Source organism: Pseudomonas sp. FW300-N2F2 (assembly GCF_017351655.1).
Taxonomy (GTDB): Bacteria; Pseudomonadota; Gammaproteobacteria; order Pseudomonadales; family Pseudomonadaceae; genus Aquipseudomonas; species Aquipseudomonas fluorescens_AA.
The window spans coordinates 742096-764396 of record NZ_JACNDQ010000004.1 but is presented as its reverse complement, the minus strand read 5'-3'; the positions used below and the strand labels follow the sequence as shown (position 1 = coordinate 764396).

Genomic DNA, 22301 nt, shown 5'->3' with positions numbered 1-22301 from the left:
GGCTCAGGCATCGAGGCCCTCTTGCATTCGGATCGCTCATGAAAAGCAAAACCATCCGCCGCTGGTCCTTCGTCCACACCTGGACCAGCCTGATCTGCACGGTGTTCCTGCTGATGCTGGCGATTACCGGGCTGCCGCTGATTTTCCATCATGAAATCGAGCATCTGCTGGGCGACGCTCCCGAGTTCCGGGAGATGCCTGCCGACACGCCACACCTGGACCTCCAGCAGTTAGTGGAAAAGGCCAAGGCCCATCGTCCGGGTGAAGTGGTCCAGTATTTTGGCTGGGACGAAGACGAGCCCAACGGCATCTTCACCATCATGGCGCCGACACCGGACACCGAGCCCAACTCCTCCCATACCTTCATGCTCGATGCGCGCACCGGCGAGGCCCTGGAAATGCCCTCGGCCAACGGCGGTTTCATGATGGTCATGCTGCGCCTGCACGTGGATATGTTCGCGGGTTTGCCGGGCAAGTTGCTGCTGGCGTTCATGGGGCTGTTGTTCGTGATCGCCATCGTTTCCGGCGTGGTCCTGTACCTGCCCTTCATGCGCCGGTTGAAATTCGCCACGGTGCGCCAGGACAAATCCACGCGCCTGCGCTGGCTCGACCTGCATAACCTGATCGGTGTGGTGACGCTGGTCTGGGCGCTCACCGTGGGCGTCACCGGCGTGATTGCCGCGTGCGCCGACCTGATCATTGCCGCCTGGCGCAACGACAGCCTCAGCGCCATGGTCGAACCCTATCGCAACACCCCGCCGCTGACGCAATTGGCCCCGGCCACCCGCTTGCTCGACATCGCCAAGGAGGTCGCGCCGGGCATGGAGCCCAGCTTCATCGCCTTCCCCGGCACATTGTTTTCCAGCCAACACCACTACGGCGTGTTCATGAAAGGCAGCACCCACCTGACCTCGCACTTGCTGACGCCGGTATTGATCGATGCCAGCACTCTGGAGGTCACCGCGGTGGCCGAGCGGCCGTGGTACATGGACGTCATGAGCCTGTCTCTACCGTTGCACTTCGGCGACTACGGTGGCCGGCCGATGCAGATCTTCTGGGCCACCCTCGACGTGCTCACCATCATCGTCCTCGGCAGCGGAGTCTACCTGTGGCTGGTGCGGCGCAAAGCGGCCAGGCGTGCAACGGTCGGTACGGAGGTCGCCTCGTGAGGCCACGGCAGTCGAGTTTCTGGAAAGTGTTCGGCATGCCCGTGCTGATCGCCATTCTCTGCGCCGCCGGGCTGTTCAGTGCCTTGCTGGGGGACGGTCTGTGGGACGCCGTCAGTTGGCTGGGATTGGGCATACCCTCCGTGTTGGCGGTGTGGGGACTGATCCCCCGCCGCTGAGTCATCCGGGCGTGCACTTGCCAGAGTGGGCGCCCCTTCTCTCTTCGTCATACGACAACCGCGAGCGCGCCGGCTGTTTCAGACCGCCCAGCCTTTGACATATTTGTTGACAAATTAATTCTTGACCCTCTATAAGTGCGCACGTTGTACGACAACCTATAACAAACCACGCCACGCCAAATCCAAAAATAATCGATGGTGAAGTGATGAAAATCAAAGGCATCCGCTGGTGGATGGTCGGCCTCGTCACGGCCGGCCTGATGGTCAACTACCTGGCTCGCAATACCCTCTCGGTGGCCGCTCCCACCCTGATGAGCGAAATGAATATCTCCACCGAGCAGTATTCCCACATCGTCGTGGCCTGGCAGGTCTGCTACGCGTTGATGCAACCGGTGGCCGGCTACATCATCGATGCCATCGGCACCAAGATGGGCTTCGCCATTTTCGCGTTCGCCTGGTCCATCGCCTGTGCCGCGGCGGCCATGGCGTCGGGCTGGCAGGGCCTGGCGTTTTTCCGCGGTTTGCTTGGCCTGACGGAAGCCGCCGGGCTGCCGGCTGCGGTAAAGACCTCTACCGAATGGTTCCCAGCCAAGGAACGCTCGGTGGCCATCGGCTGGTTCAACATCGGTTCCTCGATCGGCGCCGTGCTGGCTCCGCCGCTAGTGGTCTGGGCGATCCTGAACAGTGGTTGGGAGCTGGCGTTCCTGATCGTTGGCGGCCTGGGCGTGGCCTGGACGTTCCTCTGGCTGATCTTTTACAAGCATCCACGCGACCAGAAGCTCCTGGGCGACACCGAGCGCGATTACATCCTCAGCGGCCAGGAAGCTCACTTTCAAGACCCGACGCCGAAGAAAGGCAGCTGGAAACGCATCATCGCCAGCCGCAACTTCTACGCCATCGCCAGTGCCCGGATCCTCTCCGAGCCGGCCTGGCAGACATTCAACGCCTGGATCCCGCTGTACCTGATGACCGAGCGGCACATGAACATCAAGGAGATCGCGATGTTCGCCTGGTTGCCGTTCCTGGCCGCCGACCTCGGTTGCGTGCTGGGCGGCTACCTGAGCCCGTTCTTCCATAAATACTGCAAGGTGTCGTTGTTCACATCGCGCAAAATGGTCCTGCTGTTCGGTGCCTCGTGCATGATCGGCCCAGCCTGCATCGGCCTGGTCGCCAGTCCGTACACAGCGATCGCCCTGCTGTGCATCGGCGGCTTTGCCCACCAGACCCTGTCCGGCGCGCTGTACGCCATCACGTCCGATTCGTTCGGCAAGAATGAAGTCGCCACCGCCACCGGCATGGGCGGGATGTTCGGTTACCTGGGCGCCGCCGCCTTCACGCTGCTGTTCGGCGTCATGGTGACCCAGATCGGCTACAGCCCACTGTTTATGCTGCTGGCCATCTTCGATGTCATCGCCGCGTTCATCGTCTGGACTGTCGCCCGGGAACTCAAGCAGCAACCGACCACATCGGCGCCAGAGCCGCAGGCCCTTCAGCCGGCCGCCTGATGCATGGCGCGACCGACCTTCTTCGCCTCGGTCGCGCCTGCCTTGAACACGGATGAACGCGCTATGCTGCGCAACAAGTCCCATTGAATCGAGACGTTGCCATGTCCACCCCCAGCATGACGCTGTTCCACAACCCCGCTTCGCCCTTCGTTCGCAAGGTCCTGGTGCTACTGCACGAAACCGGTCAACAGGACCGCGTGGCGTTGCAGCTCAGCCAGCTCACGCCGGTCAAGCCGGATCGGGCGCTGATCGAGGACAACCCGTTGAGCAAGATCCCGGCCCTGCGCCTGGCCAACGGGAGCGTGATTCATGACAGCCGGGTCATTCTCGACTACCTCGATCACCAGCATGTCGGCAACCCGCTGATCCCCCGGGACGGCGCGGCTCGCTGGCGGCGTTTGACCCTGGCCTCCCTGGCCGATGGAGTCATGGATGCGGCGGTGATGATCCGCTACGAAACCGCGCTACGTCCTGTGGAAAAACACTGGGACGAATGGCTCGAGGCGCAGCGGGACAAGATTCGCCGGGCCCTGGGCCTGCTCGAAGTCGAGGCGATCGCCGAACTGGCCAGCCATTTCGACGTGGCCTCCATCAGCGTGGCCTGCGCCCTGGGCTACCTGGACCTGCGCCATCCCGACCTGGAATGGCGCAAGGCCAACCCGCAATTGGCGGCGTGGTTTGCCGAGGTGAGCTTGCGGCCTTCAATGCTTGAGACAGTGCCCAAAGTCTAGTTCTGCACTGGCTGCACCGGCCCCATCGCGAGCAAGCTCGCTCCCACATTTGGCTTCATTGCCTGGGTAAACGAGGTCTCCTGTGGGAGCGAGCTTGCTCGCGATAGGGCCACTGCGGTCCAGCGGAAACAACCCGGCAATCAGCGCCACCAACATCGCGCCCTCCCGCTGATCCTCACGCAACCCCAACGACCGGCTCATTTCACCTCTCCCAGATCGAAGGCCATCGCAGCGGCGGGCTTCGACCCCACTCCATACCAATCCAGCTTGCGGGTCAGCACCATGAACACGCCCAGCAGGCCGAACAGCAGCAGCGACCCCATCAGCAGCGCATAGTCCTCCGCGCTCAACAGGCCGTAGAGCAAACCGTACAAACCCGCCAGCCCCGCCGAAAAACCCAGGCCGTGGCTCACGCTGCGCAACACGTGGCAGACATAAAACCCGATCAGCACGACACAGGCACTGGCCGACACCAGGTACGCCAGGGTGAAGCCGATGTGCTCCGACAGCGACAACAGCAGCAGGTAGAAGAACGCCAGCGCCACGCCCACCAAGGCGTACTGGACCGGGTGGACGGCCAGGCTCTTGAGCACTTCGAAGAGAAAGAAGCCGGCGAACGTCAGGGCAATGAACAGCAACGCATATTTGATCGCCCGGTCGCTCTTGAGGTACTGGTCCACTGGGTCGATGAAGCTCACACCGAAGGCCCGGCTGCGGAACGCTTCACAGCCATCGCTCGGCTCGCAGGCTTGCAATGTTTCCAGCAGGTTGGTGGAGAAAAACGACGTCTGCCAGTCGGCACTGAAACCCTGCTCATTGATCTCGCGATTGCTCGGCAGATAGTTGCCAATGAAGCTCGGGTGCGGCCAGTCCGCCGACAAGTGCACTTTGGTGGATTTGCCCACCGGCAGAATCTGGAACTCGCCAGTGCCTTGCAGGCGCAGGTCAAAACCGAAGGTCAGCTCGGGACCGCCCTGGGCGGTGATCATCGGCAGCGGCACATGCACACCCTGCCCCAGCCAGCCAAGCCGCGAACCGGGCAGGAAGTCGACGGTCTGCTGGTTCAGCGTCAGGGTCAGCGCGTTCTCGATGCCACGAATATCGCTGATGCCAACGCTCAAGTACGGTTCGTCGAAGCGGTAGTCGGCAAAGTCCTTGGCGGCGACGCCATAGCGCTCAGGCACCTTGAAGCGGCCATCGATCCGGTTATCGGCGTGGAACATCCGCGCTTCGTAGATACCCCGGGCACGGGTTTCGGTGCGGACCTGGCCGTCGAGCTCGAATTGCTCCGGCAAGAAATACAACTCGCCCGTGCGCTCGACGGTTTCCAGGAAACGCACGCCGGTCTTCTCGTTGGTGTTCCAGACCTTCACGCTCTTGCGAAACGGCACCACGATCATCGGCCCGATCAATTGCTGGCTGTAGCTGGAGCTGCGGGCGATGTCCTGCAGCACACCGTCGCGCAACTCCTGGCGCTCATCGATGAGGCCGTTGATCATCAACAGAGGAATCATCAGCAAGAGAATCAAGAGGGCAATCATGCCCAGTTTTATGGCGAGGCTGCGGTTCATGTGGGGCTCTCCCTGTTCGAATGAGGGAGAGTCTGGGGTGGCTGTGTGCTGGGTTTATGGAGCGATTGTGGAGATTGTGTGGAGACTGCCCTCGCCATGCTGGCCGCGAATGCCGGCCTCCGTCACGTCCACGACCTGGAAAGCTTCGCGCAGCGAGTCTTCCATCAACTGCCAAGCCTCCTCGGCCGACTCGTCCGGCCCCAGGTGGGTGAACATATGGTCGCACCCTTCAAACATTCGCAGCTGCACCGGCACGCCGGCCTGACGCAATCTCTCGGCATAGGCCTCGCCCTCGCCGCGCAAGATATCGTACTGGGCCGTAATCACCGTGGCGGCCGGCATCCCTACCAGCGCATCGACCGGCGACAGCAAGGGCGACGCCAACGGATCGAGCGCCTGTGCCGGATCGCTCAGGTAGCAGCGCATGAAGAACCGCATCAGGCCGACGCCGAGCAAGGGACGAGCAATGGTGGAGGTCTTCAGCGCCGGGTCTTGGGCCAGGTCCAGCGCCGCATAGTCGATCAATTGATGCACCACTTTCAGTGTTCGATGCCCCCGCGCCAGACCCGCCACCACGGCGGCCAAATTACCGCCAGCACTATGGCCACCGACGGCGATCCGCTGGGGATCGATACCCAACGCTTCAGCCTGGCCCGCCAACCACTCGAGCACGGCAAAACATTGCCGCGGCGCTACGGGAAAGGCCTGCTCTGGCGCCAGGGCATAGTCCAGGTTGACCACCAGGCAGTTCAGGTTGTGGGCCAGTCGACGGCAATAGCTATCGTCATGCTCGGGTGTCCCGGCGACAAAGCCACCGCCATGAAAATTCAAATACACCGGCAGCGTCGTCGAGGCCTGGGAATGGGGCCAGTAGAACAACGCCCGCGCGGGTCCCCATGGGGTTTCAATGGTTTGTTCGGTCACGGCGCGCAACGGAAACAGCGCGGCGTCATAGGTGAACTTCGCCTTCATTCGCTTGGCGAAGGCGCGCAGCAACTTGGCCTGCAATTTTTGCCAGAGGCTTACCATGCTCATACTCCCGGTTGTGTAGCCACGAATAGGACCAACGAACCGAAAGCCATCTCGCCGTAAGGCAGGGCGTGCTGACAGGTCTAGTTATTGTTCGTCAGTGCTGAGCGAAAACTAAACCTAAAAAATGATTATGTAAATTAACCAATAATAAAATTAATCAAATTTTTCTCAAGGCAACCGCAGCAGCACCTCCACCCCACCCTCGACATTGCCAATCCTGAATGCCCCCCCATGCAACTGCACCACCTCCTCCACGAAGTTGAGCCCCAGGCCGGTGCTCTTGCGGCCGCTGTCCGGGCGCGGCAGGGAGTAGAAGCGCTCGCTCAGGCGCGGCAGGGCGTAGTCGGGAATCGGTTCGGCCTGATTGAACAAGCGGATCTCGACATGGCTGCCGACACGCTCGGCGCTGATGCGCAGCAATCCATGGGCGGGGGTAAAGTCCAGGGCGTTTTCCAGCAGATTACCCAGGGCCTGGCGCAACAGAAATGCCTCGCCCGTCAGCGTCAGGTCGGCCGCGATGTGTTGCTCGACCTTTAACTGGCGACGCTCGATCCAGCCACCACGCGCCTCCAGCAATTCATCCAGTAGCGCGACCAACGGCACGGCGACCACATCCTCCAACCCCTGTCGTTGTTCGATCTGGGCCAGGTTGAGCAAACGCTCGATCAACTGCTGCATGCGCACACTTTCGTTGTCGATGTTACTGACGAAGCGCTGGTGCTGGGCGGCGGGCATGTCGCTTTGCAGCAGTTCGGCGGCGCCACGAATCGCCGCCAGCGGGCTCTTGAGTTCGTGGGTGAGCGTGTGCACGTAACGCTCGACGTACGCCTTGCCTTCGAGTTGGGTGCGCATGTGCTCCACGGCACCCGCCAATTGCTCGAACTCGCCGCCACGATAATGCGGCACTTCCACCCGACGCCCCTGGCTGACCGCCTGGGCGTAGCTCGTCAAACGCCGCAGTGCCGCGCTGAGCCACCACGACAGCAAGCCGCCCAGCAACAAGCCCAGGGCGACCAATCCAGCGCCGTAGGCCAACAGGCGCCGCTCGGTGCGGTCGACATAAGGCTGCAAGGAACTGTTGGGCTTGGCGACGGTGACAACGCCGATGATCCGGCCGTTGTCGCGGATCGGCGCGCCGACGTGCATCACCGAAGACGCCGGATCGTCCGGATCACTGCGGCTCGAGCGGGCGCCGTAGTGGCCGCGCAGGGTCAGGTAGACGTCGTTCCAGCGCGAATAATCCTGCCCTACCGCCACGCCACTGGAGTCGAGCACCACGATGCCGTTGGCATCAGTGACGTAGATGCGATGGCTGACCTGATTCTTCGGCAGGCCCCAGATCGTCGCCGCCGGCTGGCGCTCGCCGTAGGCCTTGAGCAACTGCGGCCAGCGATTCTGGTTGAGGGTGCCGGCCTTGAAATCGTCCCGCAGGATCTCGGCCATCAGGTTGGCGGTGTCCACCAGGGTTTCTTCGGTGGACTGGCGCACGCCGGGGCGGATTTCCTCCATGACCGTGTTGAGCACGAAATAGCCGGTCAGGGCGATAAACAGCACATACACCAGGAAAATCCGGATCCCCAGCGACATCAGCTGTGCCCCGGGCTGTAGCTGTAGCCCAGGCCTCGATGTGTCTGGATCGGCTCGGCCTCGGCCCGGACCAGGCGCAACTTGGCGCGCACGCTCTTGATGTGGCTGTCGATGCTGCGCTCGTAGCCGGCATCGCTGGCAACGCCCAAGGCATCGAGCAATTGCTCGCGGCTGAAGACCCGCTCGGGTTGCTCCAGCAGACAATTGAGCAGGCGGAATTCGTGGCGGGTGAGGTTCAGCGGTTTACCGCGATAGTTGATCTGCACACGGCCGGCATCGACCTGAAACAGCCCCATGCCCGGCTCCACCGCTGGACGCGGCGCCACGCGCTTGAGGATCGCCCGGACCCTGGCCGCCACCTCGCGGGGGCTGAAGGGTTTGACCACGTAATCGTCGGCACCGATTTCCAAGCCTACGATCCGGTCGATCTCCCCATCCCGGGCTGTCAGAAAAATGACCGGGACGTCGCTGAAACGTCTGAGATTTTTACAAGTCTCGAATCCGCTGATATCCGGCAGGCCCACATCGAGAATGATCAGGTCCGCCGGGGTGCTTTTCTGGTACTCGAGGGCGGCGGCGCCAAGGCTCAACCAAGTGGTGTCAAACCCCTCCCCTTGCAGGGCAAACACCAGCGTATCGGCGATGGCGGCTTCGTCTTCGACAATCAGGATATGAGGCATGGCTTGCGAGCCCGGCAGTAAAAGTTGCCGGAACGGTGCCGCAAGGCTTGGGGTGAGTCAATCAGGGAAATCAGCAGTCCGGCTTATCCGCCGTAAACCGCCGCGCCGGGTTCACCGCCGCGCCGAACTCACGCAACGCCTTGGCACCAATCAACAGTGGGTAATTGAAACTGCTGCGGTCGGTCAGGTTGACCTCGACCGTGCGCTTGACGTTACCCAGGCACAACTCCAGATCGACCACCGGGCGCTTGGTGGGAGCGATCTTTTCGTCGTCGTCCTCATCCTCTTCGGAACGGGTCTTGATCTTGCTGATGCGGGCGATCTTGTGTTCGTAGACCTTGTTGCTCGCATCCTTGGTCGCCAGGCGGAACCGCACCCAATCATCGCCGTCCCGGGTAAAGGTCTCGATGTCCTTGGCCGACAGCGAGGCGGTCAGGGCGCCGGTGTCCATCTTGGCCTTGAGCACTTCACCGCCGATTTCCGGCAGCGCGATGTATTCGTAGCGCCCGTACAGGGTCGGCTCGGCGGCCAGCACTGGAAGGGCCACCAGGGAAAGCAGGGCGAGAAGGGATTTCATGGAATAAGGCTTCCTGTATGGGTGGGCTTTTAGACCGTAGCCAATGAATTCGTTCGGTTAAACGCACCTGTGGCCTGGGATGGCGCCCTCACCACAAAAACCGGCCCAGTTTAGCCAAGCCCAGGTGAAACTTTCGTCCAAGCCGATTTGGCCTACCGCCCGAAGCTTGCTTATCATGGCTCGCCCACCCGTTTGCAAGAGTCATCTATGCGCCGCCTGCTCACCGGCTGTTTCGTCACCCTGCTGCTGTTGCTCAACACCCTGGTGCTGTTCGGGCCGCTGATGGTGTTCGCACTGCTCAAACTGGTCCTGCCCGGACGCTTTCGCGACTACGCCTCGTGGGCGGTGATGTGGATCGCCGAGACCTGGGCCGAGATCGACAAGCTGATCTTCGCCCTGTGCATCCCCACCCGCTGGGACATTCGCGGCGGTGCGGACCTGCGCAGCGATACCTCTTACCTGGTGATCAGCAATCACCAGTCCTGGGTGGACATCCCCGCCCTCGTCCAGACCCTCAACCGGCGCACGCCGTTCTTCAAGTTCTTCCTCAAGAAGGAACTGATCTGGGTACCGTTCCTGGGCCTGGCCTGGTGGGCCTTGGATTACCCTTTCATGAAACGCTACACCAAGGCGTTCCTGGCGAAGAACCCGGAGCTGGCCGGCAAGGACCTGGAAATCACCAAGGCCGCCTGCGAGCTGTTCAAGCGTCAACCGGTCACCGTGGTCAACTACCTCGAAGGCACCCGTTTCACCGCCGCCAAAAGCCAACAACAGCAATCGCCCTTCACCCACCTGCTCAAGCCCAAGGCCGGTGGCGTAGCGTTCGTGCTGGCGGCCATGGGTGAACAACTCGATGCGGTACTGGACGTGACCGTGGTCTATCCGCAAGAGCGCATTCCCGGGTTCTGGGACTTGATCAGCGGCGCGGTACCCAGGGTCATCATCGACATCCAGACCCGCGAACTGGACCCGGCGTTGTGGCAGGGCGACTACGAAAACGACCCTGTGTTTCGCCAGCATGTGCAGAACTGGGTCAACCAGCTCTGGACTGAAAAGGATCGGCGTATTACGGCTTTGCGCAACAAGGGTGGCTGATCAGACACCTGTGCCCCAAATACCGCCCAGGTTCTGCAGCAGCGAACCGGCAACCCCCTGCTGGCCGAGGTACTGCAGAATGATCGGGGCAAACTGGCCGATCATGCCGCTGTCCATGCCCAGCGCACTGAAGGCATTGTTCAGGTCGCCGGTGTCCTTGACGTTGCCCAGCAGACCGTCGAGCAAGGCATTTTTGTCCGACCCGCCACCGAGCAGACCGCCCAAGCCATTTAGCCCCCCGATGGCGCTGTTGCCGGCGATCTGATCCAGGCCCGGCACACTTTTGCTCAACTCGGAGAACTGCGGCTCGCTGAGCCGATTCTTCGCCAGCCCCAGCATCGCACCGGCGCCGCCGATGGCCTGTTCCGGCGTGATCTTGAGTTCCGATCCCAGGGTGTTGAGCAGGCCGGCAGCTTTCGGCGCGGCGGCTACGACGCCCTCTTCCTCACCTGAGTTGCCCTGTATCGCCGACACCACATTGGCCGCATCGCTGAGGCTGAACTGCGCGAAGGCCGGGCTGGCGGCCAGTGTCAGCAGCCAGGACAATGCAAAACCTCGTGAAACCTTCATCCGGGACATCCTCTTGAGCATGAAAAAGCCGCCCATAAAGAGCGGCGTAAAGCGTGCTTTGGACTGATGCGGACGCGGATTGTTCCTAACCGTACGAGAGTGGCCGATAGCGAAAGCGCGGATACCCGAACGTGCAGGTTGATGCGCCGTTACCGTACAGTGCGGCTTCCTCCAGCAGAGTTTGCCCATGAACGTAAAAATCGGCGGCGTCACCCTCGCGGTCATCCTGACCGGCATGCTCATCGCCCTGGGCGTCAGCGAATGCCAACGCGGCCCGCAGAACCCGGAACTTGCCGATGGCACCAGCGAAGAACAAAAGACCTGGCTGACCATCGAACACCGCATCAAGCGCTCCGATCCAACCCTGACCGAGGTGAGCCGCGATCAACAGGCGCTGACCGTGCTCTACCGTCCAGGCCCTTGCGCGGATGACTGCGAGCCCTGGGTCCCGCACATGCTGCGCGTGGTCGGCCACGGCCTGGCGGCGCTCAATGGCGCGCCAGGAGGCAAGCAATACGTGCAAGTGACGGTCAAGGCACGAGTGCTCGCCGACGATGACGTGGAACTGGTCTACGACATGCAGGGCTTCGACGCCATCAAGACGCAACAGGGTGGCTACGTCACCTTTGCCAGCATGCCTCGCAACCTGAATTTCAGCGGCGCTGCATTGGCCCAGGCGCAAGACTATTGCCAAGGCCCTAGCGCCCGAGGGTTCTACCCTGAATTCTGCGACCGGGTCGGGGCCGCAACTGCACATCAATAACCCGTGGCGAGGGAGCTTGCTCCCGCTCGAGTGCGAAGCGCTCGCCGCTGGTATCTGAAAGCAAGGGGACTGCTAGGCAGCCCAACGGGGATAAATCCCCTCGCCACAATGGAAGCGCAAGCCATGGCATGACCGCCTCATGACAGACCTCTGAATATCACCTGCAATCGGTTATTTCCTCTCGGTATTGCCTACTGTCAACTCTGACAGTAGGCAACGATTTGCCCCGTCCCTAAGCTCCCGTTGTGTCAACGGAAACAAGGCCATGGGCAACCAGGCCTTTATTCATTCGGCAAGCAGGACAATAAAAATGAACGACCGAATCAAAGGAACCGTTAAATGGTTTAACGATGCAAAGGGCTATGGCTTCATTACCTGCGGCAACGGCGGCGAGGAATTGTTCGTTCATTACTCGGCGATAGCCGGCGAGGGTTATAAAACGTTGAAACAGAAGCAGACCGTTTCATTTGAAATCGAGAAGGGAACTAAAGGCATGCAGGCCACAAGAGTGACGCCGGAATAAGCAATCCGGGACAGGCCGAATAAAAAGGGCGACATCACTGTCGCCCTTTTTCCGTCCTGCCTACTGCTTTACGCCGCACTGAACAACTTGTGCGGATCGATCACAAACTTCTTCGGCACGCCCGCATCGAACTCGCCATAACCCTTCGGCGCATCATCCAGGCTGATGACCTGCACACCCACGATTTCGGCGATGTTGATACGGTCCCACATGATCGCTTGCATCAGCGCGCGGTTGTACTTCATGACCGGGGTCTGGCCGGTGTGGAAGCTGTGGGATTTGGCCCAGCCCAGGCCGAAACGGATGCTCAGGCTGCCCATTTTTGCCGCTGCATCGACTGCGCCCGGATCTTCGGTGACGTAGAGACCGGGAATACCGATCTTGCCGGCGACGCGGACCACACCCATCAACGAGTTGAGCACGGTGGCCGGGGCTTCGTGCTTGACGCCGTCATGGCCATGACCACGGGCTTCGAAGCCTACCGCATCGACAGCACAGTCGACTTCAGGCTCGCCCAGCAGCGCAGCGATCTGTTCGTGCAACGGTGTATCGGTGGACAGGTCGGCAATTTCGAAACCCTGGGCCTTGGCGTGAGCCAGGCGGACCGGGTTGACGTCGCCAATGATCACCACCGCCGCGCCCAACAGGCGAGCGGAAGCGGCAGCCGCCAGGCCAACCGGGCCGGCACCCGCGATGTAGACGGTGCTGCCAGGGCCAACACCCGCAGTGACGGCGCCGTGGTAGCCGGTCGGCAGAATGTCGGACAGGCAGGTCAGGTCACGGATCTTCTCCATGGCCTTGTCGCGGTCCGGCAGTTTCAGCAGGTTGAAGTCGGCGTACGGCACCAGCACGTATTCGGCCTGGCCGCCGGTCCAGTCGCCCATGTCCACATAACCGTAGGCACCGCCGGCCCGGGCCGGGTTGACGGTCAGGCAGACGCCCGTGTGTTGCTCCTTGCAGGAACGGCAGCGCCCGCAAGCCACGTTGAACGGCACCGACACCAGGTCACCGATTTTCAGGTTCTCAACGTCGCTGCCCTTTTCGATCACTTCACCGGTGATCTCGTGACCCAGGACCAGGCCGGTCTGGGCAGTGGTACGACCGCGGACCATGTGTTGGTCGGAGCCGCAGATGTTGGTGGAGACCACGCGCAGGATGACACCGTGCTCAATCTTCCTGCCGCGCGGGTCCTGCATTTTTGGATAGTCGATTTTCTGTACTTCGACCTTGCCGTTGCCGAGATACACGACACCACGATTACCAGACATGCTTTCACCTCGCTGTTGTTTTTGTGGAACTGCGTTGCCCAGGCAGGCAGCGCGTTGATTGCTCGGGTAGTGCTTGTGTCTTGTTTCTTTGTTGTCTTAAAGGCCTCATCGCGAGCGAGCTCGCTCCCACAATTTTGACCGCGTACACCTTGTTCGCGATGCCGGCCTAAAGAACGACAGTGCGATTGGCGTTCAGGAACACCCTTCTTTCAATGTGATACCCCACCGCCCGGGCCAACGTGAGCCCTTCGATGTCCCGGCCCTTGGCGATCAGGTCTTCGGGATAGTGGCTGTGGTCTACCACTTCCACGCCCTGGGCGATGATCGGGCCTTCGTCCAGGTCGTTGTTGATGTAGTGCGCCGTGGCGCCCACCAGCTTCACGCCTTTGTTATAGGCCTGGTGATACGGTTTGGCCCCCTTGAAGCCCGGCAGCAGCGAGTGATGGATGTTGATCGCCTTGCCGTCGAGCTTGCGGCACAACTCCGGCGACAGCACTTGCATGTAACGGGCAAGGATCACCAGTTCGGCACCGGTGTCTTCGATCACCTGCCACACCTGCCGCTCCTGGGCCGGCTTGTCGTTCGGGTCCAGGGGAAAATGGTAGTAGGGAATCTGGTGCCAGTCGGCCAGCGGCTTGAGGTCGGGGTGGTTGGACACCACGGCCACCACGTCCATGGACAACTGGCCGATGCGCTGGCGGTAGAGCAAATCGTTGAGGCAGTGATCGGCCTTGGAGACCATGATCACCACTTTGGGCCGATAGTTGGGCGGCGTCAGTTCGAAGACCATGCCGAAGGCTTGCGCACGCTCGGCCAGGCCGGCGCGAAAGTCCTGCTCGTCAAAACCGTCGGGCTGGCGAAACTCCACGCGAATGAAGAAACGCGCCGAGAGCCGGTCGTCGAAGGAGTGGTGCTCGGTGACATAGCAGCCCTGCTCGAACAGAAAGCGGGTCACCGCGTCCACGGTGCCGAGCACGCTGGGGCAGTCGGCAGTCAAGATCCATGTATCCGGGGCGCGACTCATTGCGGTGACTCCTGTTCAAATTAACTGGGCGACAAAGAACCCTGTGGCGAGGGAGCGTGCTCCCGCTCGACTGCGCAGCAGTCGCCTGATATTGGGGGCTGCTTCGCAACCCAGCGGGAGCAAGCTCCCTCGCCACAAAAGCATTCCAAGGCCATCAATCAGGCCTGCACGCTCAACCCATACTCAGCCGCGGCATCCTGCAACCACAGCCACCAGTAATCGGAGAAGCTGCGGCGGATCACCAACTCCCAGGTGTCTTCGCCCGTGTGGCGGATCACCAGTTGTGACTTGGCGAACACCGTACCCACGGCCTTGCCCACCGGGAAGTTGCTTGGGTGTACATCGTAGCTGGTGGATTTCATCAGCACGTCGCGCACGTTCGGGCCGGACAGCTCGAGCAGCTGCTGGCCGCCGCTGACGTTGACGATCTGGATGTGCAGGTCGCCCAGGGCTTCACGCAGTTTCTGCTCGGCGGCGAACTCTTCGCCAGTGGGCACCACCAGCAGCCATTCATCCGGGCCGAGCCATTGCAGGCTGGTTTCACCCTTGACGATGACGGCCAGGGCGCCTGGCAATTCCAGGCCCAGGGCCTTGTGCACGGCCGCGGCGAACGCCGGGTCGTGGCCATCGCCACGGATGGTCAGGTGGCCCAGGAGTTTTTTCTCGCGCACGGTCACACCGGCGTTCTTGCGACCCTTGCCCACCAGGCTGGCGAGGTCGGCATGGTGCAGCGACGACTCGGCCTTGGCCCCGGTGGTTGGGCGTTGTTGGTACACGTTGACTGCGGTCATATGGAGCACCTGTCTGAATGCTGTTGAGTCAAACCCTTGTGGTGGCTGTCAGGCCGTCATCGCGAGCAAGCTCGCTCCCACAAGGGTTACACGATCAACTGTGGGAGCGAGCTTGCTCGCGATGATGCCGACGCGGTATCGCCGGTCTCCCACAGGACCTCAAGCCACTAGATATTCTGCCGATCCCCCTTCGGATCGAAGAACACCGAAGAAACGATCTCTGCCTCGATCACGCTGCCATCGGCCAATGGCGCGAACACTCGCTCGCCCATCCGCTTGAGGCCGCCCTTGACCACACCCATGGCAAATGAATAACCCAGGGAGTTGTGGGCGTAGCTGGAGGTCACGTGACCCACCATGGTCATCGGGATCGCCTGCTTGGTGTTGAACACCAGTTGCGCACCTTCCGGCAGCCAGACATTCGGGTCGATCGGCTTGAGACCCACCAGTTGCTTGCGGTCTTCACGCACGCAATCTTCGCGATTCATGCCACGCCAGCCGATCCACGAGAACGGTTTGGTCCGGCCTACACACCAGCCCATGTTCAGGTCGTCCGGCGTCATCGAGCTGTCAGTGTCCTGGCCGACGATGATGAAGCCCTTCTCGGCCCGCAGTACGTGCATGGTCTCGGTGCCATACGGGGTCAGGTTGTATTTCTTCCCGGCCTCGACGATCTGCTCGAGCACGCCCATGGCGTAGTCGGCCTGTACGTTGATTTCGTACGACAGTTCACCGGTGAACGAGATCCGGAACACCCGTGCCGGCACGCCACCCACCAGGCCTTCCTTCCAGGTCATGAACGGGAACGCGTCCTTGTCCAGGTCGATGTCGGTGACTTCGCTCAGCAGCTTGCGGCTGTTGGGGCCCGACAGGGTCATCGTCGCCCAGTGGTCGGTGACCGAGGTGAAGTACACCTTCAGGTCCGGCCATTCGGTCTGGTGATAGATCTCCAGCCATTGCAGCACGCGCGCCGCGCCGCCAGTGGTGGTGGTCATCAGGAAGTGGTTGTCCGCCAGACAGGCCGTTACGCCGTCGTCGAAGACCATGCCGTCTTCCTTGCACATCAGGCCGTAGCGGGCCTTGCCCACGTCGAGCTTGGTCCAGGCGTTGGTGTAGACGCGGTTGAGGAACTCGCGGGCATCCGGGCCCTGGATGTCGATCTTGCCCAGGGTGGAAGCGTCCAGCAGGCCGACGCTGTCACGCACCGCCTTGCATTCGCGCTTGACCGCGGCGTGCATGTCTTCGCCGTTCTTCGGGAAGTACCAAGGGCGTTTCCACTGGCCGACGTCTTCGAACTCGGCACCGTTTTTCACATGCCAGGCATGCAGTGCGGTGAAGCGCACCGGTTCGAAGATGTGCCCACAGTGCCGGCCAGCCACCGCGCCGAAAGTCACCGGCGTGTAGTTCGGACGGAACATGGTGGTGCCCATCTGCGGGATGCTCACGTTCAGCGAACGGGCCGCGATGGCCAGGCCGTTGACGTTGCCCAGTTTGCCCTGGTCGGTACCGAAGCCCAGTGCGGTGTAGCGCTTGACGTGTTCCACCGACTCGAAGCCCTCGCGGGTGGCGAGTTCGATGGCGGCGGCAGTGACATCGTTCTGCAGGTCGACGAATTGCTTCGGCGCCCGTGCGGTGGATTTTTCGTGAGGCACCTGGAACAGCGCCAGGGTCGGCTCTTCATGACGGCTCAGGGCTTTGGGCAACACGCCCTCCACCGCTTTGAAGCCGGCTTCGCTGGCCGCGCGCACGCCGCCTTCAAAACCGTCGGCCAAGCTGTCGCCGAGGCTGTAGACACCGTTCACACCGCCGACGCAGACACGTTTTTGCGGTGCTTCGCCCGGTACGAAACCGAGGATGTCTTCACGCCAGATCGGCTTGCCGCCCAGGTGCGAAGCCAGGTGGACCACCGGACTGTAGCCACCGGAGCTGGCCACCAGGTCGCAGTCCAGCCATTCGCCTGGGCTGGTGACTTTATGGGCGCGGACGTCGATCGCGGCAACACGTGCCCCGGTGACGCGCTTGCTGCCACGGGCCTCGACCACGGCGCTGCCGGTGAGGATACGGATGCCCTTGGCGCGGGCTTCTTCCACCAGCGCGCCACGTGGGTTACTGCGCGCATCGGCCACGGCCACCACTTGCAGACCGGCGTCGAACCAGTCCAGTGCTACGCGATAGGCGTGGTCGTTGTTGGTGCTCAGCACCAGTTTCTTGCCCGGTGCCACGCCGTAGCGACGCACGTAGGTCGACACCGCACCGGCCAGCATGTTGCCCGGCACGTCGTTGTTGCCATAGACCAGCGGGCGCTCGCAGGCGCCGGTCGCCAGCACCACGCGCTTGGCGCGAACGCGGTTGATGCGCTGGCGAACCTGGCCGATCGGTGCGCGGTCACCGAGGTGGTCGGTGAGGCGCTCGTGGATGGTCAGGAAGTTATGGTCGTGGTAACCGTTCACCGTGGCACGAGGTAGCAGCACCACGTCGGGCATCGACTTGAGTTCAGCGACAACAGAGGCTACCCATTCGGTCGCCGGCTTGCCGTCCAGGCTCTCGCGGGAGTCGAGCAGGCTGCCGCCGAACTCTTCCTGCTCATCGGCCAGGATGACGCGCGCACCGCTGCGGGCCGCGGCCAGTGCGGCGGCCAGGCCAGCAGGGCCAGCACCAACGATCAACACGTCGCAGTGACGGTTAATGTAGTCGTAGGTGTCCGGATCGTTCTCGGTCGGCGAGCGACCCAGGCCGGCAGCCTTGCGGATGTACTTCTCGTAGGTCATCCAGAACGATTGCGGATACATGAAGGTTTTGTAGTAGAAGCCCGGCGGCATCAGCTTGCCGCCGACCTTGCCGAGAATGCCCATCATGTCGTTGTTCACGTTCGGCCAGCCGTTGGTGCTGGTGGCGACCAAACCTTGGTAGAGCGCCTGTTGCGTGGCGCGCACGTTAGGGATCTGCGTGGCTTCGGTGGCACCGATCTGCAGCACCGCGTTCGGCTCTTCGGCACCGGCGGCGAAGATGCCGCGCGGCCGGGAATACTTGAAGCTGCGACCGATGATGTCGACACCGTTGGCCAGCAGCGCAGCGGCCAGGGAATCGCCCTCGAAACCTTTGTAGGTCTGGCCGTTGAAGGTGAAGCTCAGCACTTTGTTGCGGTCGATCCGTCCGCCGTTGGACAGGCGATTGATCTGGCTCATACCTTCTCTCCCAGAGCCTGTGCAGCCGCTTTCGGACTGTCAGCCTTGTCGGTGAACTGCGGCTTTTGGCCGATCTTGTAGGTTTCGAGAATCTCGTAGGTCACGGTGTCACGGGTCACGTTGAAGTACTGGCGGCAACCGGCGACGTGGTCCCACAGTTCATGGTGCAACCCGCGTGGGTTGTCACGGAAGAACATGTAGTCGCCCCACTCCTCGTCGGTGCAGGCGTTCGGATCCAGCGGGCGCGGGATATGCGCCTGGCCGGATGCATGGAATTCCTCTTCGGAGCGCAGTTCGCCGCAGTGAGGACAGAAGATGTGCAACATAGGGATTTCTCCTGTTAGTGGGCGACGGCAGCAGCGCCGTGTTCGTCGATCAGTGCGCCGTTGTGGAAACGGTCGATGGAAAACGGCGCGGCCAGCGGGTGCATTTCACCCTTGGCCAGGCTTGCAGCGAAGACGTTGCCCGAACCCGGAGTGGCCTTGAAGCCGCCGGTGCCCCAACCGCAGTTGAAGAACATGTTCGGCACCGGGGTCTTGGAGATGATCGGGCAGGCATCTGGCGTGGTGTCGACGATACCGCCCCATTGGCGGTTCATGCGTACGCGGGACAACACCGGGAACATCTCGACGATGGCCTGGACCGTGTGCTCGATCACCGGGTACGAGCCACGCTGACCGTAGCCGTTGTAGCCGTCGATACCGGCACCGATCACCAGGTCGCCCTTGTCGGACTGGCTGATGTAGCCGTGCACGGCGTTGGACATGATCACGCTGTCGATGATCGGCTTGATCGGCTCGGACACCAACGCTTGCAGCGGATGGGATTCGATCGGCAGGCGGAAGCCCGCGAGCTTGGCCATGTGCCCGGAGTTACCGGCGGTCACCACGCCGACGCGCTTGGCGCCGATGAAGCCCTTGTTGGTTTCCACGCCGATGCACACGCCGTTTTCCTTGCGGAAACCGATCACTTCGGTCTGCTGGATCAGGTCCACGCCCAACGCGTCCGCCGCCCGGGCAAAGCCCCAGGCCACGGCATCGTGACGGGCCACGCCGCCGCGACGCTGGACGGTGGCGCCCATCACCGGGTAGCGGGTGTTTTTCGAGCAATCCAGGTACGGGATCTCGTCGGCCACTTGCTTGGCGTTGAGCAGCTCGCCATCCACGCCGTTGAGGCGGTTGGCGCTGACGCGACGCTCGGAATCACGGATGTCCTGCAGGGTGTGGCACAGGTTGTAGACGCCACGCTGGGAGAACATCACGTTGTAGTTCAGGTCCTGGGACAGGCCTTCCCAGAGTTTCATCGCGTGTTCGTACAGGTGGGCCGATTCGTCCCACAAGTAGTTGGAGCGCACGATGGTGGTGTTGCGCGCGGTGTTACCGCCGCCCAACCAGCCCTTCTCGACCACCGCCACGTTGGTGATGCCGTGTTCCTTGGCCAGGTAGTAGGCGGTCGCCAGACCATGCCCGCCACCGCCGACGATGACCACGTCGTAGACCTTTTTCGGGGTCGGCGTGCGCCACATCCGCTGCCAGTTTTCGTGATGGCTGAGTGAGTGTTTGAAGAGGCCGAAGCCCGAATAGCGTTGCATAGTCATTACTCCAAAACCGACTCAGCGATAAACCGGGAAGTCCGCGCACAGGGCCGCCACTTGCTGTGCGACATTGGCCTCGACATCGGCATCGCCGAGGTTGTCGAGAATGTCGCAGATCCAGCCGGCCAGCGTGACGCACTGGGTAACCTTGAAGCCACGGGTGGTCACCGCCGGAGTGCCGATGCGCAGGCCCGACGTCACGAATGGCGATTGCGGGTCGTTCGGCACGGCGTTCTTGTTGACGGTGATGTGGGCGCGGCCCAGGGCAGCATCGGCATCCTTGCCGGTCAGGCCCTGACGGATCAGGCTGACCAGGAACAGGTGGTTATCGGTACCACCGGACACTACATCGTAGCCGCGCTTGATGAACACGCCAGCCATGGCCTGGGCGTTATCGATCACTTGCTGCTGATAAGCCTTGAAGCCAGGCTCCGCCGCCTCCTTGAAGCACACCGCCTTGCCAGCGATCACGTGCATCAGGGGGCCGCCCTGGGCGCCGGGGAATACCGCGGCGTTGAGCTTCTTCTCGATTTCTTCGTTGGCCTTGGCCAGGATCAGGCCACCACGCGGACCGCGCAGGGTCTTGTGGGTGGTGGTGGTGACCACGTCGGCGTACGGCAGCGGGTTCGGGTACAGACCGGCGGCAACCAGACCAGCCACGTGGGCCATGTCGACGAACAGCAGGGCACCGACCTTGTCGGCGATCTGACGGAAACGTGGGAAATCCAGGGTCTTGGAGTAAGCGGAGAAACCGGCCACGATCATTTTCGGCTTGTGCTCGACCGCCAGGCGCTCGACTTCGTCGTAGTCGATCAGGCCGGTGGTGGTGTCGATGCCGTATTGCACCGCGTTGTAGAGTTTGCCCGAGGACGACACCTTGGCACCGTGGGTCAGGTGACCGCCATGGGCCAGACTCATGCCCAGGATGGTGTCGCCGGCCTGCAGCAGGGCCAGGTACACGGCGCTGTTGGCCGAAGACCCGGAGTGCGGCTGGACGTTGGCGTAATCGGCACCGAACAACTGCTTGGCGCGCTCGATGGCCAGGGCTTCGACTTTGTCGACGTGCTCGCAGCCACCATAGTAGCGCTTGCCCGGATAGCCTTCGGCGTACTTGTTGGTCAGGCCGCTGCCCTGGGCCTCCATCACGCGCTTGCTGGTGTAGTTCTCCGACGCGATCAGCTCGATGTGATCTTCCTGACGTTGCTCTTCGGCGTTCATCGCCGCCAGCAGCGCATCATCGTAGCCTTGAATTTGGTCTTGTTTGCTGAACATCGCGTCTCTCCCAGCGGCGGCGGTGCGCCTTTCGTCTCGGTGAGGCACGGACCATTCGGTCGTGCCCTTTGGATGCGATGGTATGGCTGGCGCAGGCATGTCAAATGCCTATGGACGCCACGCAAAGGTGCGTTTACGACATGCACGGCAAAGGAGGCCCGGCGCCAACCTCCGTGGCGAGGGAGCTTGCTCCCGCTCGGCTGCGCAGCAGTCGTAAAACCGGCAAACGCGGTGCACCTGACAAATCGCATTCTCAGGCCTTGGGGCTACTTCGTAGCCCAGCGGGAGCAAGCTCCCTCGCCACAACGGATTAAGCAGCGACCTGGCGAACCGCGAGCAACAGCAGGAAATGCGCCGGATAAAGGCCATAGGCCCAGCGCCGCATCGCCGGTGGATGAAAACGACCGGCGTGTCGCAAAAGCACCCGCCCAAGCCATGGCGCGATCAGGCAAGCCACCAGCCCCCACAACGCCACCCCATCTCCCAACCACGCCGCGCCATACAACACTCGCCATTGGTTGGCCGCCACGCAGACCAGCCCCGGCAACAACGCCATGTACAAGGGACGCTTGAATACCAGCAACATCGCCAGCGGCAGCAGCACACCGAAGAAACCGAACATCAACTGCGACGAAAACAGCGCCGCCAACAGCAACGCCATCACCGCCAGGCATCGCGCCTCCAGGGTGGGCGTCTGCCAGCAGCGCGCCACCAACAATCCCAGCACCAGGGTTGGCATCACATTCAGGGTGGTGGGATCAGGAATGAACAAGCGGTAGGGGATTTCGCTGACGGCACTGAATAGCAGCAGCCAGCCCAGGTACCGCCATGGAGCGGCGCTGGCACCCCTGCGCGCCAGATTCGCCGCCATCGCCAGGCAGAACCACGGGAATGCCAAGCGGCCCGGCACATAGAGCCAATCGACGGAAAAACCGACATATCGCAGATGATCGAGGACCATCGACAAAAGAGCCAACCACTTGAGCAGGTCCAGGGCCCCGTCACGCCGGCTCATGTATAAAGCCGCGCGACGAGATTGATACTTTCCGACAGAAACATCCGGTGTGTTCCCCCACTAATCTTGGGTAAAGTGCGCACCAGTATCGACCACGGCGCTGTGGACCCAAACACGCCGAACCAGGGAACGCCCCACCCGGGCATTCCGCCAGGGATCTCTTTATCCAGGAC

21 protein-coding genes are annotated in these 22301 nt (G+C 62.0%); 7 read left to right on the top strand and 14 right to left on the bottom strand.

Annotation, left to right across the window (positions count from 1 at the left end; translation table 11 throughout):
- Nucleotides 1-38: 38 nt before the first annotated feature.
- The 4 genes from J4E63_RS30085 to J4E63_RS30070 all read left to right on the top strand — a co-directional run bounded on the left by J4E63_RS30085 (nt 39) and on the right by J4E63_RS30070 (nt 3581).
- Nucleotides 39-1169, top strand: a complete 1131-nt coding sequence (locus tag J4E63_RS30085) for a PepSY domain-containing protein (protein WP_092169507.1) — start codon at nt 39-41, stop codon at nt 1167-1169.
- Nucleotides 1166-1345, top strand: coding sequence for a hypothetical protein (locus J4E63_RS30080; RefSeq protein WP_060740312.1), 180 nt, complete (start codon nt 1166-1168; stop codon nt 1343-1345). Before J4E63_RS30085 ends, J4E63_RS30080 begins: the two co-directional genes overlap by 4 nt.
- 206 nt (nt 1346-1551) lie before the next feature.
- Nucleotides 1552-2850 (top strand): MFS transporter, encoded by a 1299-nt coding sequence (locus tag J4E63_RS30075; RefSeq protein WP_207284139.1) that lies wholly within the window; start codon nt 1552-1554, stop codon nt 2848-2850.
- A 101-nt stretch (nt 2851-2951) separates the two neighbouring features.
- A complete protein-coding gene (locus J4E63_RS30070; protein WP_207284138.1) occupies nt 2952-3581 on the top strand; it encodes a glutathione S-transferase in 630 nt (209 codons plus the stop codon).
- Between the two features lie 197 nt (nt 3582-3778).
- Here the strand turns inward: J4E63_RS30070 and creD are convergent, their stop codons facing one another.
- The 5 genes from creD to J4E63_RS30045 form a co-directional block, all read right to left on the bottom strand.
- Complete coding sequence (creD, locus tag J4E63_RS30065) at nt 3779-5152, bottom strand: cell envelope integrity protein CreD (protein WP_207284137.1); 1374 nt, start codon at nt 5150-5152, stop codon at nt 3779-3781.
- Nucleotides 5153-5206: 54 nt separating this feature from the next.
- The gene (locus J4E63_RS30060; protein WP_207284136.1) at nt 5207-6181 is read right to left on the bottom strand and encodes an alpha/beta hydrolase; all 975 of its coding nucleotides are present in this window, start codon (nt 6179-6181) and stop codon (nt 5207-5209) included.
- A gap of 171 nt (nt 6182-6352) precedes the next feature.
- The gene (creC, locus tag J4E63_RS30055) at nt 6353-7771 is read right to left on the bottom strand and encodes a two-component system sensor histidine kinase CreC (protein WP_207284135.1); all 1419 of its coding nucleotides are present in this window, start codon (nt 7769-7771) and stop codon (nt 6353-6355) included.
- Nucleotides 7771-8451, bottom strand: a complete 681-nt coding sequence (gene creB / locus J4E63_RS30050) for a two-component system response regulator CreB (RefSeq protein ID WP_207284134.1) — start codon at nt 8449-8451, stop codon at nt 7771-7773. Before creB ends, creC begins: the two co-directional genes overlap by 1 nt.
- Before the next feature lie 70 nt (nt 8452-8521).
- A complete protein-coding gene (locus tag J4E63_RS30045) occupies nt 8522-9028 on the bottom strand; it encodes an ATP-dependent zinc protease (RefSeq protein ID WP_053188779.1) in 507 nt (168 codons plus the stop codon).
- Between the two features lie 207 nt (nt 9029-9235).
- Here J4E63_RS30045 and J4E63_RS30040 point away from each other — a divergent pair, with 207 nt between their 5' ends.
- Nucleotides 9236-10123 (top strand): acyltransferase, encoded by an 888-nt coding sequence (locus J4E63_RS30040; RefSeq protein ID WP_192262779.1) that lies wholly within the window; start codon nt 9236-9238, stop codon nt 10121-10123.
- Here J4E63_RS30040 and J4E63_RS30035 read toward each other — a convergent pair whose 3' ends face one another.
- Nucleotides 10124-10693, bottom strand: coding sequence for a DUF2780 domain-containing protein (locus tag J4E63_RS30035; RefSeq protein WP_207284133.1), 570 nt, complete (start codon nt 10691-10693; stop codon nt 10124-10126).
- A gap of 187 nt (nt 10694-10880) precedes the next feature.
- Here J4E63_RS30035 and J4E63_RS30030 point away from each other — a divergent pair, with 187 nt between their 5' ends.
- Together J4E63_RS30030 and J4E63_RS30025 are read left to right on the top strand one after the other, a co-directional pair.
- Entirely contained in the window at nt 10881-11456 is a 576-nt protein-coding gene (locus tag J4E63_RS30030) for a hypothetical protein (RefSeq protein ID WP_207284132.1), read from the top strand.
- Between the two features lie 310 nt (nt 11457-11766).
- A complete protein-coding gene (locus J4E63_RS30025) occupies nt 11767-11979 on the top strand; it encodes a cold-shock protein (RefSeq protein WP_060743119.1) in 213 nt (70 codons plus the stop codon).
- Between the two features lie 68 nt (nt 11980-12047).
- On the opposite strand, the gene fdhA is transcribed toward J4E63_RS30025, so the two are convergent.
- The 8 genes from fdhA to J4E63_RS29985 form a co-directional block, all read right to left on the bottom strand.
- Nucleotides 12048-13247: a formaldehyde dehydrogenase, glutathione-independent gene (fdhA, locus tag J4E63_RS30020; protein ID WP_060740302.1), complete on the bottom strand. Its 1200-nt coding sequence runs from the start codon at nt 13245-13247 to the stop codon at nt 12048-12050.
- A gap of 166 nt (nt 13248-13413) precedes the next feature.
- Entirely contained in the window at nt 13414-14271 is an 858-nt protein-coding gene (gene purU, locus J4E63_RS30015; protein WP_092333332.1) for a formyltetrahydrofolate deformylase, read from the bottom strand.
- Between the two features lie 158 nt (nt 14272-14429).
- Entirely contained in the window at nt 14430-15062 is a 633-nt protein-coding gene (locus J4E63_RS30010) for a sarcosine oxidase subunit gamma (RefSeq protein WP_207284131.1), read from the bottom strand.
- 167 nt (nt 15063-15229) lie between these two features.
- Nucleotides 15230-18247, bottom strand: coding sequence for a sarcosine oxidase subunit alpha (locus tag J4E63_RS30005; protein WP_207284130.1), 3018 nt, complete (start codon nt 18245-18247; stop codon nt 15230-15232).
- Nucleotides 18244-18573 (bottom strand): sarcosine oxidase subunit delta, encoded by a 330-nt coding sequence (locus tag J4E63_RS30000; RefSeq protein WP_014340581.1) that lies wholly within the window; start codon nt 18571-18573, stop codon nt 18244-18246. The genes J4E63_RS30005 and J4E63_RS30000 overlap by 4 nt, the downstream gene beginning before the upstream one ends.
- A 14-nt stretch (nt 18574-18587) precedes the next feature.
- Nucleotides 18588-19838 (bottom strand): sarcosine oxidase subunit beta, encoded by a 1251-nt coding sequence (locus J4E63_RS29995; protein ID WP_003177603.1) that lies wholly within the window; start codon nt 19836-19838, stop codon nt 18588-18590.
- A gap of 21 nt (nt 19839-19859) precedes the next feature.
- The gene (gene glyA / locus J4E63_RS29990; RefSeq protein WP_003206308.1) at nt 19860-21113 is read right to left on the bottom strand and encodes a serine hydroxymethyltransferase; all 1254 of its coding nucleotides are present in this window, start codon (nt 21111-21113) and stop codon (nt 19860-19862) included.
- A 310-nt stretch (nt 21114-21423) separates the two neighbouring features.
- Nucleotides 21424-22128: a TraX family protein gene (locus tag J4E63_RS29985; protein WP_207284129.1), complete on the bottom strand. Its 705-nt coding sequence runs from the start codon at nt 22126-22128 to the stop codon at nt 21424-21426.
- Between the last annotated feature and the right edge of the window lie 173 nt (nt 22129-22301).